At 53.5% G+C, this 15,169-nt stretch carries 10 protein-coding genes; 4 read left to right on the top strand and 6 right to left on the bottom strand.

Annotation, left to right across the window (positions count from 1 at the left end; translation table 11 throughout):
• Positions 1-62 precede the first annotated feature (62 nt).
• Positions 63-1,265 (bottom strand): HD domain-containing phosphohydrolase, encoded by a 1,203-nt coding sequence (locus AC5DDB_RS22940; protein WP_491742089.1) that lies wholly within the window; start codon positions 1,263-1,265, stop codon positions 63-65.
• Between the two features lie 306 nt (positions 1,266-1,571).
• Here AC5DDB_RS22940 and ffh point away from each other — a divergent pair, with 306 nt between their 5' ends.
• Together ffh and AC5DDB_RS22930 are read left to right on the top strand one after the other, a co-directional pair.
• A complete protein-coding gene (ffh, locus tag AC5DDB_RS22935) occupies positions 1,572-3,089 on the top strand; it encodes a signal recognition particle protein (protein WP_491742088.1) in 1,518 nt (505 codons plus the stop codon).
• A 350-nt stretch (positions 3,090-3,439) separates the two neighbouring features.
• Positions 3,440-4,711, top strand: coding sequence for a GAF domain-containing sensor histidine kinase (locus tag AC5DDB_RS22930; protein WP_491742087.1), 1,272 nt, complete (start codon positions 3,440-3,442; stop codon positions 4,709-4,711).
• A gap of 121 nt (positions 4,712-4,832) precedes the next feature.
• Here AC5DDB_RS22930 and AC5DDB_RS22925 read toward each other — a convergent pair whose 3' ends face one another.
• The 5 genes from AC5DDB_RS22925 to AC5DDB_RS22905 all read right to left on the bottom strand — a co-directional run bounded on the left by AC5DDB_RS22925 (position 4,833) and on the right by AC5DDB_RS22905 (position 11,479).
• Positions 4,833-5,249, bottom strand: a complete 417-nt coding sequence (locus AC5DDB_RS22925) for a hypothetical protein (protein ID WP_491742086.1) — start codon at positions 5,247-5,249, stop codon at positions 4,833-4,835.
• A 198-nt stretch (positions 5,250-5,447) separates the two neighbouring features.
• A complete protein-coding gene (locus tag AC5DDB_RS22920) occupies positions 5,448-6,383 on the bottom strand; it encodes a DUF1559 domain-containing protein (protein ID WP_491742085.1) in 936 nt (311 codons plus the stop codon).
• Between the two features lie 394 nt (positions 6,384-6,777).
• Positions 6,778-8,451, bottom strand: coding sequence for an ABC1 kinase family protein (locus AC5DDB_RS22915; protein ID WP_491742084.1), 1,674 nt, complete (start codon positions 8,449-8,451; stop codon positions 6,778-6,780).
• Positions 8,452-8,564: 113 nt separating this feature from the next.
• Positions 8,565-10,511 carry a DUF8689 domain-containing protein gene (locus AC5DDB_RS22910; protein WP_491742083.1) on the bottom strand — a complete coding sequence of 649 codons (1,947 nt, stop codon included), beginning with the start codon at positions 10,509-10,511 and terminating at the stop codon, positions 8,565-8,567.
• Positions 10,512-10,624: 113 nt separating this feature from the next.
• Positions 10,625-11,479: a hypothetical protein gene (locus tag AC5DDB_RS22905; RefSeq protein WP_491742082.1), complete on the bottom strand. Its 855-nt coding sequence runs from the start codon at positions 11,477-11,479 to the stop codon at positions 10,625-10,627.
• A gap of 536 nt (positions 11,480-12,015) precedes the next feature.
• Here AC5DDB_RS22905 and AC5DDB_RS22900 point away from each other — a divergent pair.
• Positions 12,016-14,001: a GAF domain-containing sensor histidine kinase gene (locus AC5DDB_RS22900; protein ID WP_491742081.1), complete on the top strand. Its 1,986-nt coding sequence runs from the start codon at positions 12,016-12,018 to the stop codon at positions 13,999-14,001.
• A gap of 12 nt (positions 14,002-14,013) precedes the next feature.
• Positions 14,014-15,018: a 4-hydroxythreonine-4-phosphate dehydrogenase PdxA gene (gene pdxA, locus AC5DDB_RS22895; RefSeq protein ID WP_491742080.1), complete on the top strand. Its 1,005-nt coding sequence runs from the start codon at positions 14,014-14,016 to the stop codon at positions 15,016-15,018.
• The last annotated feature ends 151 nt before the right edge of the window (positions 15,019-15,169 follow it).

Raw genomic sequence — 15,169 nt, 5'->3', positions numbered from 1 at the left:
TTCGAATCCGTAGAAGTGACAGAGTTGACGGAAGTCTGGATTCGATTATGTCGGCTCGCAGCTTATCGGTCCATCAATTGGTCCTGAACTTTGTAGACGTCTTCCAATCGGCGGAAGAACGCGTCCAAGATCGTACCGTCGAAGTGCGTATCCCGTCCTTCTTCGAGGATTCTCAAGCATTTTTCCCGCGAGAAGGCTTTCTTGTAAGGACGTTCACTACTCAAGGCGTCGAAGACATCGGCCACAGCGGTCATGCGACCTTCGATCGGGATATCTTCGCCGGCCAACCCGTGTGGGTATCCGGTCCCGTCCCAACGTTCGTGATGCGTTTGAGCAATAATCGACGCCATCCGCAGAATCGACGATCGAGGTGCATCAGTGGACTTCATCTCGCACGTACCGACAGGCAATTTGCTCTCGTCGTCGGCCGGTTCGATGATATATTGACCGAACTGGGTGTGCTCCTGCATTTTTCGGAATTCATCCGGTTCCAACTTGCCAGGCTTGAGCAGGATGGAATCCGTAATGCCGATTTTGCCGACATCGTGAAGTTGAGCCGCCAACTCGATTTGCTCGATGTACGCCGGTGAAAACCCCAATTCACTCGCAATGATGCCCACGTATTTTCCCACTCGAATCACGTGCTGGCCGGTGTCGTCGTCCCGGTATTCCGCCGCGCGAGCCAGTGCAGCGATCACGTCTCTGCGGGAAGCTTCCAATTGAGCGGTCTTTTTGCGGACTTCGCATTCCAGTTCGATGGAATAACGTTCGAGTTGGTCGCGGTGGGCTTTGGCCGCCAACACATTGCGAATCCGCGGGACCAATTCGGCCGGCTCAATCGGTTTCGAAGTGAAATCCGCCGCCCCCAGTTGCAGGGCATGCGCTTTGACGCTGGAGTCGCTGGATGCTGTTAGAATAATGACAGGAGTCTTGCGGAGATGGTCGTCCGAGGAAATTTTCTCGAGGATTTCCAACCCACTGACTTCCGGCATCATGATGTCGAGCAATAACACGTCTGGCTGCGATCGACAGAACATATCGAACGCTTGAACGGATTTGCTCGTGGTGACGAACTCTTGATATCCCTCGGCGAGCAACAATTTCCGCACGACCAGAATATTGTACGGCTCGTCATCGACAATCATGATTTTTGAGCGTTTGATCACCTCATCCTGCGGACTCGCAAACCCCGGATGCTTGTCCGCCGTCGTTGATTTTGAACTCGATGAGCTGATCGCGGTATGAATCAATTGCGAAATTTCCATCGGCAGCACCTTACGCATCTGAACGGATGCAAATTGAGTCGAGCTGAAAGTTCAACTCGCTGTTGTCACGGTACGATTCGGGGAACATCGCCGTACAACCCTAGTTCGGAAGTGAATTTGCTATGGAAATAAATCGGCTTATCGACGACCGACTTTGTACGCAAACGATGAAAAGTCCTATTAAACGCTTTACAGCGGTCGGACATATGCCTCCTCAGACGGGTGACGACTGTTGTCACTGAATTGGCGTCCCTCTAAGATGAGGATTCACGACGGTGAATTATCTGCAGACGCACGAGGTTCGAGATGTTTGATGGAATTTCGAAGGGCATTCGCGGGGCGTTGTCCTTCATGGATCGCGGTCGGCTGACCGAGGCGAACATCCAAGAGGGCATGAAGCAAGTTCGCCAGGCCTTGCTGGAAGCTGACGTCAATTACGACGTTGCTAACGATTTTGTCGATCGGGTCACGCAGCAGGCCATCGGTGCACAAAGCGTGAAAACCGTCAAACCGAGCCAGTATGTCGTCAAGATCGTGTACGACGAACTGACCCGGCTCATGGGCGGTGAACCCGAAGCCGAGGAAATCGAGCCCAAAACCGTCGCCAGCCAACTCGGTCTGAAACGCGATGGTGTGACCGTCATCATGATGTGCGGGTTACAGGGGTCCGGGAAAACGACCACCTGTGGTAAACTGGCCCGGTTGCTCAAAGAGGGCGGTTATAACCCGATGCTCGTCGCGGCGGACTTGCAACGTCCGGCGGCCATCGAGCAGCTGAAAGTCATCGGCGGGCAGCTTGGTGTGCCGGTGTATTCGGAAGAACCGTCAAAAAGCACACCCGTCAAAGTCTGCAACAACGGTCTGAAGGAAGCCAAGAAGGCCGGCAATATTCGTGTGTTGATCCTCGACACCGCCGGCCGATTGCACGTCGACGATGCGCTCATGAAAGAGCTGCAACAAATCGACAACAACTGTAACCCCGATCAAGCACTCCTCGTCTGTGATGCGATGACCGGGCAAGACGCGGTCAACTCGGCTAAGTCATTCAACGACGCCTTGGTGCTCGATGGAGTCGTGCTCACGAAGTTGGATGGTGATACCCGCGGTGGGGCAGCACTGTCGATTAAAGAAGTCGCGGATGTGCCGATCAAGTTTATCGGCGTCGGCGAGCAACTCGACAAGCTTGAACACTTCCACCCTGATCGGATGGCCCAACGCATCCTCGGCATGGGCGATGTCCTCACGCTGATCGAAGACGCCCAGGAAAAACTCGATCAGGAGGAGATGCTCAAAGCCCAGGAGGAAATGGAGAAGGGCAAGTTCACGCTCGAAACCTTCCAGAAAACCATGCACCAAATCAAACGCATGGGGCCGATGAAGCAGATCATGAAAATGATCCCCGGCATGGGCGACATGATGGGGGCCATGGACGACATGAACCCCGAAGAAGACCTCAAACGTATCGACGGCATCATCAACTCGATGACGCCGGAAGAACGCAAAAACCCCGAAGCCATCGATCGAAGTCGCCGTGCCCGGATCGCGATGGGTAGTGGTGTCGATCCCGCTGACGTCAACAAGATGCTCAAGGACTTCAAAGGCATGTCCGGCATGATGTCGGCCGTGGCCGGAGAGAGGAACCCACTGAAGCGATTCAAACGCGTACAAGACTTGGCGAAGGGCGGCATGCTGGACCCGAACGCCCAGATGAAAAAAGAAAAACAACGCAGCAAACGCGGCCCCCAAGACACCACCAAACTCCGCGAAGACAAAAAGAAGAAACGCAAAGAAGCGAAAAAGAAACGCAAAAAGAACCGTAAGTAGATTCGCGGCGGTGCAGTTTCCGTGGAAGTTGCAACTTGACAGCCAAATATCCGGGATACAATGCTAGAGCTAAGAGAGCTTGCGAAAGACTCTCAAACCTCTAGCATCCGCCTCTGAACATCCGGCGATTAATCCCAGTCTCCCCCAAGTGACTCTCTCACAGGGGGCGATGTTGACTTTCAAATCTTCAAAATTCCACACCGTACAACTGTCTTCTATTTCCATCTTGGAGGCGGCCGCGTCGTTGTTTTGCAACCTCCACCCGTCAGACAGTTCGATCAATAATAATCTGCTTTCGTCTAACTTCCGTTTCGGCATGGCTGCTTATGAGTGAGTCAACGAGCGATCAAGTGTTTGATCCTGCGCGTCTGGAGAAACTGCAACAACTTGCACTTCTCGACACGCCTGCGGAAGAGGCGTTCGATCGGTTGACTCGGCTGGCCGCATTGCTGATTGAAGCCCCCGTGGCATTGGTTTCACTTGTGGACGACAAACGACAGTTCTTCAAGAGCTGCGTCGGTCTGCCGACCCCCTGGTCACAAACTCGGCAAACGCCACTTTCCCATTCCTTTTGCCAGCATGCTGTGCGTTCCGGCCAGCCATTAATTATCGAGGACGCCCGTTGTCATCCGTTGGTCGGCGAGAACTTGGCGATTCGCGACTTGAACGTGATCGCCTACGCCGGCATTCCTCTCGTGACATCGGATGGATTCGTTTTGGGTTCGTTTTGCGTGATCGACTCCGAACCCCGACCTTGGACGCCCAAAGAAATCAACATTCTTTCCGGCTTGGCGGCGTCTGTGATGACGGAAATTGACCTGCTGATTACGATCGCCAAGAAAACGAAGGCCAATGAACTGGCAGAAGCGGCCACTCGGAAGTATCAAGCCGTAGCCCATCGGCTTGCTGAGGAAGACCGAAAGAAAACGCAATTTCTTGCAATGCTCGCTCACGAACTGCGAAACCCGTTATCGGCACTTAGTCATGGCGTCGAGTTGCTGATGAGTGAGCCGGCAGGTGACAGTCAAATCCAGTCGATCCACTCGATCATGGACCGTCAAGTACAACAGATGACACACTTAGTCTCTGACTTGATGGATGCGTCTCGAATCGGGCAAGGCAAACTGAGAATCTGCAAGGAGCCGATCCGACTCCAATCAGTCGTCGAGGAAGCATTGGAGGTCGTTCGTTCCCGTTGTCAAGAGTCGGGACACCAACTGCAAGTCCAGTTTCCCGAGGAACCGGTAATCGTCAACGCCGACCATGCCAGGTGCGTGCAGATCGTTTGCAACTTGTTAGGCAATGCTTGCAAATACACCCCGAGCGGCGGCGAGATTCGAGTCAACTTACAGCGGGTGGATCACGAAGCCGTACTCTGTATCAGCGACACTGGCGTCGGCATTCCTGCGGATCAACTAGGGCAGATCTTCGAATTGTTCCAGCAGATTGACGGACGCGAAAGTCAACAGCAAGGGGGGATGGGAATCGGATTGACCTTGGTTCGCAATCTCGTCGAAATGCACGACGGTACGGTTTCCGCGACGAGCGCCGGCCCTGGCAAGGGCAGCGAATTCACAATGAAACTCCCCCTCGCAAAAGACGAGAGTTCAGAGACCAGCTGAGAACCGAATCGAGAATCAGTCGAGCGTGTCTCCGGGTCACCAAAAATCAAAACGTCGTCAACTTCGCGGGGAAGCTGACGACGTTCGTTGTTATTCGATTGCGAAGACGCGGGGGCGTCAATCACTCACCTTTGAGTTCGAAGGTGAACTCGTTCGCGCCGGAATCACTGACGGTTTCTTTGAGTGTCGAATCCGTATTGTATTCGGCCGGAACATACTGAACCTGAGATGCTCCCTCACCGGAATCGGCAAATTGACTCGGTGTAGGTGCTTCTTTGAACGCGGTGATTTCGATTTTTTTTTCGCCAGCGGTCGAATCAAGCGAGAATTTTCCATTCTCGATTTTGCCGGCCCAGCTCTGACCTTGACCATCAGCCGGACGGAAAACCACGTCACCGGCGGCCATAGGTTCCCCGTTGTAAGTTACGGTGCCAGATACGGGAAACGTCTCTGGCCCATCATTGTTTTCGCCGCAGCCTAGAAACATTACCGCACAAATCATTGGTGCCAGGAAACATCGCACCCGGTTGTCGATCATCAAGCGTCTCACTCCTCAAAGTTGGGTCATCCAGGGACAGTACAATCAGCCTGTCCCATACTGGGGATCGTTAAGTCATTCGTAGCATCGCCGTCTTGATCGGAGAATGGATGCGTAAATACCAACGACTTACGCTTCCCCAAGATCAAGACTTGCTACGCTCGAAAAGCATCATTGCCAGCGATTCAATAAAATCGCTTACGGCAGTTCGACCACTTCGCCTTGACCGGTGCTGCCGATCGCTCGCCAAACGACGAGATCGACGTTGTCCGAGAAGAATCGAACGGACCCGTCAGCCATCGTGCCTTGAACCCCGCCGGAGTGATAGCTTCGTGCAAAGTTCCGCAGATCGCTTCCGCCACCAATTGGGGTACAGGGAGCACGGAGGAAGTTGTCGTCTTTACAGTCGTAGATTTGGTCAGCAATTGTCGTGTTCGGGCTTTCGAGTGTCGTGAACCCATAAGAACCGTGTGGACCACCACCCCAGTAACCGCCAGCACCGCCCCAGCTAACGCCGCTCGGACCACTCGGACTTTTGCCGCGGATAATGGATTCGCTCACCATAATGGTGTTCGACGTTCCGTCGATGACGGTTGCCATGTCCGTCCGGGAATTGTTGCAGAACATGCCGTTGAGGGATTGGCTGTTGCGGGTCATCAACGTATTGCCGGCACACACAACATAGTTGCCTTGGAAACCATCGCCATTGGAACGACGACCACCGCCACCACCGAATCCGGGAGACATTGGATCTGAAGGGCACATCAGAATGTCGATCACAGCATCTTTCAGCTCGGGTGGGGTATCCATTACCCACTGACCGTTCCATGCTTGGTACTGTTCGAAGAGGTTGTTCTGCTCGATGAAGGGCAGGGTTTGTTGCATCCAGGTGTCGCGTCGGTGGTATGTACCAGAGTCGAAATACCCGTAAGGAAACTTCAGGAATGTGTCATGGTAGTTGTGCAATGCCAACCCGATGTTTTTGAGGTTGTTCTTACATTGCGTTCGACGGGCGGCGGCACGGGCTTGCTGGACTGCTGGCAGTAACAATGCAATCAAAATCGCGATGATTGCAATGACGACCAGAAGTTCAATCAGGGTAAACCCACGAAAAGATCTCTGTTTTCGGTCCACAAGACGCCTCTCTAGATAATAGAAGTAGAATTACTCGAAATGAGTTCACGAATGACGAATTTTATATAGACACATCTCGATAACATCAACTGTCTGCACGACCACTTGCCCAAAAATTCACAAGGGCACGCGCGTTTTCTAGACAGGGGACAGTTGATAACGAAGTATCGAAATTTATGCGGCCAGTCTCGGATTTTATTGCCGATTTCCAGGACTACATCGCCCAACAATCGAGCAGGAAGTGACTAAAAATCCGGCAGAAAACCCAACTCGTCCAGGTTTTTGTGGCGTATGTCGGGAAACACGGGAAATGGCAAAAGTGAGTGCAGATCTCGTACCATTACCCGGTTTTAAGCCCAAGCTTTCCGATTGGCACGCTTAAATCGCTCGCGGTCTACAGACGACCACTTCGGAAAATGCCGTAGATCAGCCAGATTCCGAGAAGACTTGAGACGATGAATATCGGTGCACTAATCCACACATCGATGCGAGTTCCGCCGGCCAGAACAAGTGCCGAGGCCACGATGAGTGCGGAAAGCACCATACCTATGACCAGTCGGTTGCCGCTGCGGTCGATGTCTTTCACCGCATAATCGAGGCCGTGATGTTCCAAATGGACAGTCAGTTCGCCTTCACTGATTTTTTCCAGAGTCTGGGCGATGTTCATTGGGGCATCGTGAAGCAATGCCAACAGAGTTCTCGTTTCCGAAAACAATCGCCCGGCGACTCGCGCGGGATTGAACCGATCTCGGACGACTTTCGCTACATACGGCGCCAAATGCTCGGCAAGGTTGAACTCAGGGTCCAACTCTCTGCCGACACCTTCCAGCGTCACCAAGCAGCGAATGAGCAGCATCAAGTCCGCAGGAATTCGAATCGCGTGGAAGGAAAGAATCGTGACGAAGTCGGAGAGCATTCGTCCGATGTTCACGCGTTCCAGAGGCATGCCGTAGTAGTTTTCGATGAAGTCCCGCAGATCGATCCGCAGTAGGGCATCATCAAGGGGTCGCCATGGCTGCCCGATCTGTTGAATCAACTCAACTGCCTTCACGACATCATGTTGAGTCACCGCGAGGAACAAGTCGACGACCTGTTCACGCAGTTCATCCTCGAGCCGGCCGACCATGCCGTAATCGAGCAAACACACCGTGCCGTCCGCCAAAATCCGGATGTTGCCGGGGTGTGGGTCGCCGTGAAAGACTCCCAACTCGAATGCCTGCTTCATGAAGATTCGGGCACCATTGGCGGCCACGTACCGAATCGGGATTCCGGTCTCTGCGATCTTGGCTTGCTCATCGATGCGAAACCCTTCGACGTATTCCATCGTCAGTACGCCGTCGCTGGTCAAATCCTCGAACACCCGGGGCACCACGAGGGTCGCGTCATTGCGGAACAGGCGGCGGAATTCCTCAATCGAACGGCCTTCACGAAGGAAATTCATCTCTCGTCGGATGGTGCGGGCAAATTGATTGACCAAACCGACCGGATCGAACGTGGCCGACTCAGGAATGTTCCGTTCAATGAGGGCCGCGATTTCCCCCATCAAACTGAGATCGCGTTCCACCTCGTGTGGGACATTCGGACGACGAATCTTGACGGCGACTTGTGTGCCGTCATGGTGTACAGCTCGGTGCACTTGAGCCAAGGAACCGGCTGCAAGTGGTTCCGGGTCGAAACTGGCAAAGAGTTCCTCGACGGGGGCACCGAGTTCACTCCAAATCACTTGGCGAGCCAACTCAGACGGAAAGGGCGGCACATTCTCTTGAAGTTTGCATAACTCCCGAATGATGTCCGGCGGCAGCAAATCCGGTCGTGTGCTGATCACCTGACCAAACTTGATAAAGGTCGCCCCCAGCGCTTCCAACGAAAGTCGAACACGTTCGCCACGGGTGCGAGGCGGTGCGGATTCCCCACTACGCCACCAAAACACAATTCGCTTCGTGAACTGGACGTACCGTCCCAAACGCAACCGTTCGAGGAAATCACCAAAACCGTGATGCAACAATACGGTGGCGATCTGACGGCTACGGCTGAGGTTTCTCAGCAATCGAAACGGACGCGGCTCCAAGGGGACACCTTCGGTGAGGGGTTAGGGATTAGGATTTAGAGGTTCGGGCAGAAAACCAAAGTTTTACATCACTCTGCCCCAATCCCTGAGTTCCAACCCCTAAATCCGACTTCTCACATCACAGAGAAATAGTTCTCGACAGCGAAATCGAATGCCTCATTCGTGAGGACCTTTGACGTCTTATGATAGACGCAATAGTTGCGAACTTGTAAGAGTAAGTCGCGTGGTTGGCAGGCCCGGAAAGGGCGATCCATCGGGAGATAGTGGGTTTCGATGAGGTAGTCGACCGCATCCGGCTTGAATTCGAAGCCCATGATCGGTGACATCAGTTTGAACAATGCCATGAACTCGTCTTTGCTGGGGTCCGGCACTTCGATCTTGTACGGAATCCGTCGCAGAAACGCTCCGTCGACCAAGTCTTTAGGTTCCAGGTTGGTCGAGAAAATGATGAGTTGATCGAACGGGACCTGCACCTTCTTCCCGCTCGGCAAATTTAGAAAGTCGTACCGTTTTTCGAGCGGCACGATCCAACGGTTGAGCAACTCATCGACCGGCATTGTCTGACGACCGAAGTCGTCAATTACGAGGGTGCCGCAGTTACTTTTGAGCTGTAGGGGTGCTTCGCAAATCTTCGTGGCCGGGTTTTGACAGACCTCAAGCATGGCCATCGTCAATTCGCCACCAGCGATGACGGTCGGTCGCACGATCTGCACCCAACGCGGATCGACACCCGACAAATCGAACAACCCGTCGTCCCGCGGTTCCGTGATGACTTCGTGCATCCCCGGGTCGAACACGCGAATGATGTCGCCATCGATCCCTAATGCCCGAGGAATCCAAATCGATGTGCCGAAGCACTTCGTAATACGTTCCGCGATACTCGTTTTCCCGTTGCCCGGTTCGCCGAAGAGGAACATCCCCCGACCCGAGTTAATCGCCGGCCCCAACCGTCGCAACATTGTTTTATTGATGATGAGATCGGAAAACGCGTCTTCGAGGTCTTTTTCCGTGGCTTCCTGATGGGCAATACTTTGGGCCGCCATTGCTTTGAGATAATCGCCCAACGGTACCGGTGCCGCACCTGAGTAGTTGCTCTCGGTCAGATAGGTTCGCGCGCGTTCGCGTCCGCGATCGGTGATCACGAACTCGTAGTCTCCCATTTCTGCCGCCCCGCGAAACGCGAGTAGCTGGTCATGCTTCAGTTGCTTCAAGATGGGATCGACAATCTGAAACGGCAAACAGACCCGCGTACAAATCTCCCGCCCGGTTGCAGCTCCCTTTGCCAACAGGAACTTCAAGGCGAGTTTCTCGATGTCCTCAATATCCAGACCAGTTTGGGCAAGCGTTTCCGGTGTCGGCGGTCGAAATGTTTTATCGTCTTTCGTCCCACCCAGTAACGAGTTGACTCGCTCGAACAGTGCAGTCAGAGGGCGTTGAGGTTTGGAGACATCGGGGTTCGAAGAAACAACGTGGTCGGTCGGGGTTTCGCCGAGCACACCATCGCGACGGTCGACGTCTTTAGGTAACGGCCCCAAGCGTTTCAGCACGTCCGCAATCCGCTGATTCTTATGCAACGGTTGCGGTTCTTTCGCCACCGGTTCCGCCGATTCTTCAGTCGGTTCGGCTTCGGTATTGGTTTCCCCAGAGTCCGCAGCTGACTCGGGAGTTGAATCGTCGGCATTCAGATCATCGAAATCGATTCCCAGACTGTCGAAGGGATCATCGGAATCGGTCGGTCCGTCATCGACGAGTGGCAAGTCGTTGTCGTCAACCTGTGAAGCGGTTTCCTCGACTTCATCGCCGGAACCATCTGCGACAATGGCATCTAAGAGATCGTCGACCGAGTCACTCGCGTCCGGCGGGCGGTTCTCACCGGAGTGGTCGGATTCATCGGCTACCAGAGGAATTGTCTGGTCGGAATCCGAAGATGTGGTCTCCTCCGGTTTGTTCGCTCGGTTGACTTGCGAACGCTTGCGACCGCGACCTTTGCCTCGACTTCGCGGACTTTTCAACTCCGCCAGAAGTTCTGACGGAGAAAGTTTCGGTGAATTGGCCGGCATGGGATGAAACTCATCGCGTGACAACGAAAGGGAACCCGCGTTGCAAACGTAGTTCACAGGGCCCACTTGTCAAATTTCGCGATGCAGATCCCCGCCGCGAACGACCGCATCCATTAATTCTCGGTCAGCAAGCTCGTGGCGTTGTTTCCAGCTTCGACGGCTTTCATTTCGACTTGGTATGTCGAAGCGGTCTCGAACTGGTCACGTGTGGCAAACGATTCCTTGGTTTCCTGTTGAGCCATAACAGACCACCGCACCAACCCGAACGGTGCGTCCGGTGTGTACCACATGTCAGCCGTATTGGTATTCCGCAGAATTTTGCTCTCAATCACAACCGAACCCCGAAAGTGGGTCGCCGAGGTGATACCTGCCAACGTTACATCCGGGTCCTCATCGGCTGCCACTTCTTCGAGTTCTCGGTATGCAGCCAGCAGAGTAATTGCCGGATGCACATTGAAGACCGGGGAGGCAATCGCTGCAACGGGCCCGTCACCAAACTTTCGGTACCCTTTAATCAGCGGTAGAAATGTGACCGGAATGTCTTCATTGTCGACCACAGTCTTTTCCTTTGGCGGGCCGATTCGGGACTGCAACTCTTCGACGGCCAACAACACCTTATAGATCCGACGACTTCCAGGCCCACCTGCGAGCATTCCGTCTTTTTCGAGTCCCGTCTCCACAACGAACTCCAACCATTGAGCGTCAACCGGGCTGCCACCATCGGCACCCGGCTGTTGAACACGTTCAAGGGCTTTGATCGTCAGGTGTCGTCGCCAAGGACCGATGACCAGGTCCTCGTTGTTCGGATCTTGAGGTCTACGTTCGGTTTGCGTGTAGTCACCCTCATAACGGACCCAAGTCCCAGGCTCTGGAAGTTTCCAGACTAACCCTTGGGCAGAAACCGTGTCGCTCAAGCCGACGCAGCTCCAAACCATGACAATCAAAGCAAATACGGTTCGAAGACACATCGGTTTGCGGTCCTTTGGGATCAAGTTCATCTTGGGCGCGAAGATACGCAAAGTAGGAATCGCCTGATTGGAGTTTGCCATACGCTTACACCATCGACAAGCGTCAATTCGCGTTTCAGGTAAATCCCTGACGTTTACATTTTCCAGCGAAACGAACGAACGGTTCTAGGTGTTGCCACAGTAGTGCAGCGAAAGAAACAGTGAACAAAAACCCCCAAATCACTTTTCAACGGCTTTTGTCCGATTCCGGACCAATATTTCAGATAATTCCAGTACGAGTACTTATACACGCTGCGAGTAAGAGTGGAAAACTTTGGAAAAAATTCGGTATTTGCGACAAATATCAGTGAGAATACGCATCGAGACGGGTATTTGACTGTGAACAGTTCCGCAATCTGACTACCTTACTGACTCGAGTCGCCTGGAACTCTGTTCATTCTCGGGCCTAAAAATGGGTGTAAGTCGTTATGTCCTCAGAGTTTCATTCGGACGAGACAGACGTAAGACAGGCGAATGCCGCGCTTGATACGCTTGTCATGAAGAGTCTTCCTACTGCGGCGACTGTAGTTGCGGGGCTTTACGCCTGTTTTGTCGTACTCTACTGGCTGTTGCTACCCCAGGTGTCGGCGGAGGCCCTGACCGTTTGTGCCGTCATCACGATTGCGGCGATGGCGATGCTTTACCGCACTCTGCGAAAGTATGACCCGCCTGTATCGTGGACCTACCCGTTGGCTTCCGTCATCTTTGCGTTCATTCTAGTGAATCACACAGTGCATGTGGTTGCCTCACCGATCCCGCAACAGGTAACGAACACCGCCATCATTATTATCGGGATGGGTTTGTTTTACCTGTCACTGCCTTGGATGCTGGGTGCGATTGCGTGTCTCTTGGCAGTGGTAACCTGGGCATTTTGGGTTTACGCTCCCAATTCACTCTCAGGGAACCAGTTGTATGTCCTTTTCGGTTCTGTTGCTGTTTCGGTGATGGTGCTGAAGGCACGTCGAGACCATTGCATGAAACTGATTCAGGCTCAATTCGAGCTTGAGGTAAGACGAAATGTCGAACGAACACTGCACGGAATCGCCACACGACTTCTCGCAGCCGAACCCGATGAGGTCACCGTCGCTACGGAACGAGCGCTTGCGGAAGTTCGGGAGTGTGCAAAGGCCGACGCCTCATATATCGTCCGAATTCAAGGCAACCCGCCGACCTTGAAAATGCTTTACGAGTGTCAACGTGACGGCTCGAAAGTCGCCACGGAAGCCATTAACGGCGTTGTTGTGTCCGAGTTTCCCTGGTTTTGGAGACGACTCCAGCAAGAACCGGTTTTTGCGATCGACAATGTCGAGGAGATTCCACCCGAAGGGGCCAAAGAACAAGCGGTTTACAGGGCGACCGGCGTTAAAGCGTTCTTGGCCGTGCCGATTATGTCCGAAAAGGGCCTGTGGGGTTATCTCGGGTTGGTGTCGACAGCAAAACCTCGCAAATGGGCGGAAGATGACGTCCGTTTGGTTCGGACATTGGGCCGGAACTACCTGATCGCCATCGATCGGCAATCGGCATATCAAGAAATCGAGAACCTGACGGATCGCCTGTATCACGCTTCTCGTCTGATCTCCGCTGGTGAGATGTCGGCCGCGTGGTTCCATCAGCAACGGACACTGTTCCAGAGTTCGGAACAATTCATTGGTGCTGCCCAGAATTTTCTGGCGAGCAACCCTCCTCAACTCCATAAAGTCTCCGAGGTTCTTAAAGACCTGAAAGAATGTTGTGCAACCAACCGGGAGACTCTTTCCGAATTCCTCAAGTACACCAAAACCGGCGAGACCGAACGAAAACGTTGGTCGATGCGGGACCTCGTTGGTATGGCGAATCAACTCACTCGTCATCAGGCTGAGGAACATAGTGTCGAACTCGAACTGAACCTGAATGCCCAGGACGATTACGTATGCTGTAGCGGTAACCTGATCGTCCAGGTGATTGTGAATCTGGTCCTGAATGCTGTCGAAATCCTGCGGAAATCGAAACACGAAGCGAGACCGCTGATCCAGTTAACTCTCGAAAGCCACGACGACGGGTGGGTTGAACTCTCAGTCACCGACAATGGACCGGGCGTCCCTCCGGAACTGACAGATGCCATCTTCCATCGCTTTTTCTCGACGCGGAAAGACGGGTTCGGTATTGGTTTGTTTATTGGTCGCAAGATTCTGGAATCGCATGGAGGACACCTGGAACTCAACACATTCCACGAGCCAGGTTGCGAGTTCATTGTGAGACTCCCGAAAGCCACCCGATCGGCACTGTTTGAATTGGATCAAAGTTCCGACGATCCACAACACGATTCCAAAACTCTGTTCATCAGTAAATGGGACTCTAGCCTCTCGATCAACGCTGAAACGTTTGTTGACAGCGACTCTGATGACGACTACATCATCGACAGTGACATCGATCTGAATTACAACTCCGAATCCGACTCAGACTCGGGTTCGCAAATCGCTGGCACCGGACATTCAAGCCGCTGATCAACAACCACTATGCGTCGACCTCGGATCGGAATAACACTGGGTGATCCGGCGGGTATCGGGCCGGAGATCTGTTTAAAACTTCTCTGCAGAGCTGATATTCGTCAAATCTGTGTGCCCATCATTTTCGGTGACCTTGCCGTCCTACAACGTGTTGCGGGAAAGCTTGATCTGCCGATGCGTGCGGAAGTCGTTCCATCGACGGACTGGAAATCGCAATTTCAAAACATCGTTGGACCAACCGTCTGCAACATCAATCAAACGGATGTCGCTCGGTTGACCCCCGGAGAGATCAACGCGGATTGCGGAATCGCAGCTTATCAATATTTCGATTTCGCGATTTCTGCGGCTCTCGATAATGAAATTGCCGGGATCGTGACTGCCCCCCTTCACAAAGAAGCATTGCATGCCGGTGGTGTGCCATACCCCGGACATACCGAAATTCTCGCAGCAAGGACGAACACCCCCGATGCCTGCATGATGTTGACCAGTGACGACATCACCTGCAGTTTGGCAACCGTGCATGTGGGTTATGGGGAAGTTCCCCGACTCCTCAATACCGAGCGGATTCTGGAAGTCATTCAGCTGACCGCAGCAGCTATGCGACGCATGCGTCAACGCGAACCCCGGTTGGTCGTGTGTGGCTTGAATCCGCACGCGGGGGAAGGTGGTTTATTCGGGTCCGGTGAGGAAGAACGCATCATCAAGCCAGCGGTGCAAGCGGCTCGTGATGCGGGAATCATCATCGAAGGCCCACTCCCGCCGGATACTGCGTTCGTGCCCGCCAAACGTCGCGTCACCGATGCCTACGTCTGTATGTACCACGATCAGGGACTCATCCCTCTTAAAGCATTGGCATTCGACAAAGGTGTGAACGTCACCCTCGGATTGCCCATCGTGCGAACATCGGTCGACCACGGCACAGCCTTCGATATCGCCTGGCAAGGCATCGCGGATGAATCTAGCCTCTGCGAAGCCGTTCGACTGGCAGTCCGTCTTGCTGATTCAGAAAGTTAGCTCGACCGACGGGTCCCAAACACGCTTTGGACTTCGACACGTCAACGTCATCAAGATCACAACGTGAGCCGTTGAATTGTGAACGTCGCGGCTTTTGATCCACGAAGTTCGGGGCATATTTGCGAGTCTTAATGACGGAGACGACCGTCAT

Source organism: Thalassoroseus sp. (assembly GCF_984380535.1).
This window is presented reverse-complemented; position numbering and strand designations above follow the sequence as displayed.

Coding starts and splice junctions, on each gene's coding strand:
- AC5DDB_RS22940 (WP_491742089.1), bottom strand. CDS start 1,265: ATGGAAATTTCGCAATTGATTCATACCGCGATCAGCTCATCGAGTTCA.
- ffh (WP_491742088.1), top strand. CDS start 1,572: ATGTTTGATGGAATTTCGAAGGGCATTCGCGGGGCGTTGTCCTTCATG.
- AC5DDB_RS22925 (WP_491742086.1), bottom strand. CDS start 5,249: ATGATCGACAACCGGGTGCGATGTTTCCTGGCACCAATGATTTGTGCG.
- AC5DDB_RS22910 (WP_491742083.1), bottom strand. CDS start 10,511: ATGCCGGCCAATTCACCGAAACTTTCTCCGTCAGAACTTCTGGCGGAG.
- AC5DDB_RS22905 (WP_491742082.1), bottom strand. CDS start 11,479: ATGTGTCTTCGAACCGTATTTGCTTTGATTGTCATGGTTTGGAGCTGC.
- AC5DDB_RS22900 (WP_491742081.1), top strand. CDS start 12,016: ATGAAGAGTCTTCCTACTGCGGCGACTGTAGTTGCGGGGCTTTACGCC.
- pdxA (WP_491742080.1), top strand. CDS start 14,014: ATGCGTCGACCTCGGATCGGAATAACACTGGGTGATCCGGCGGGTATC.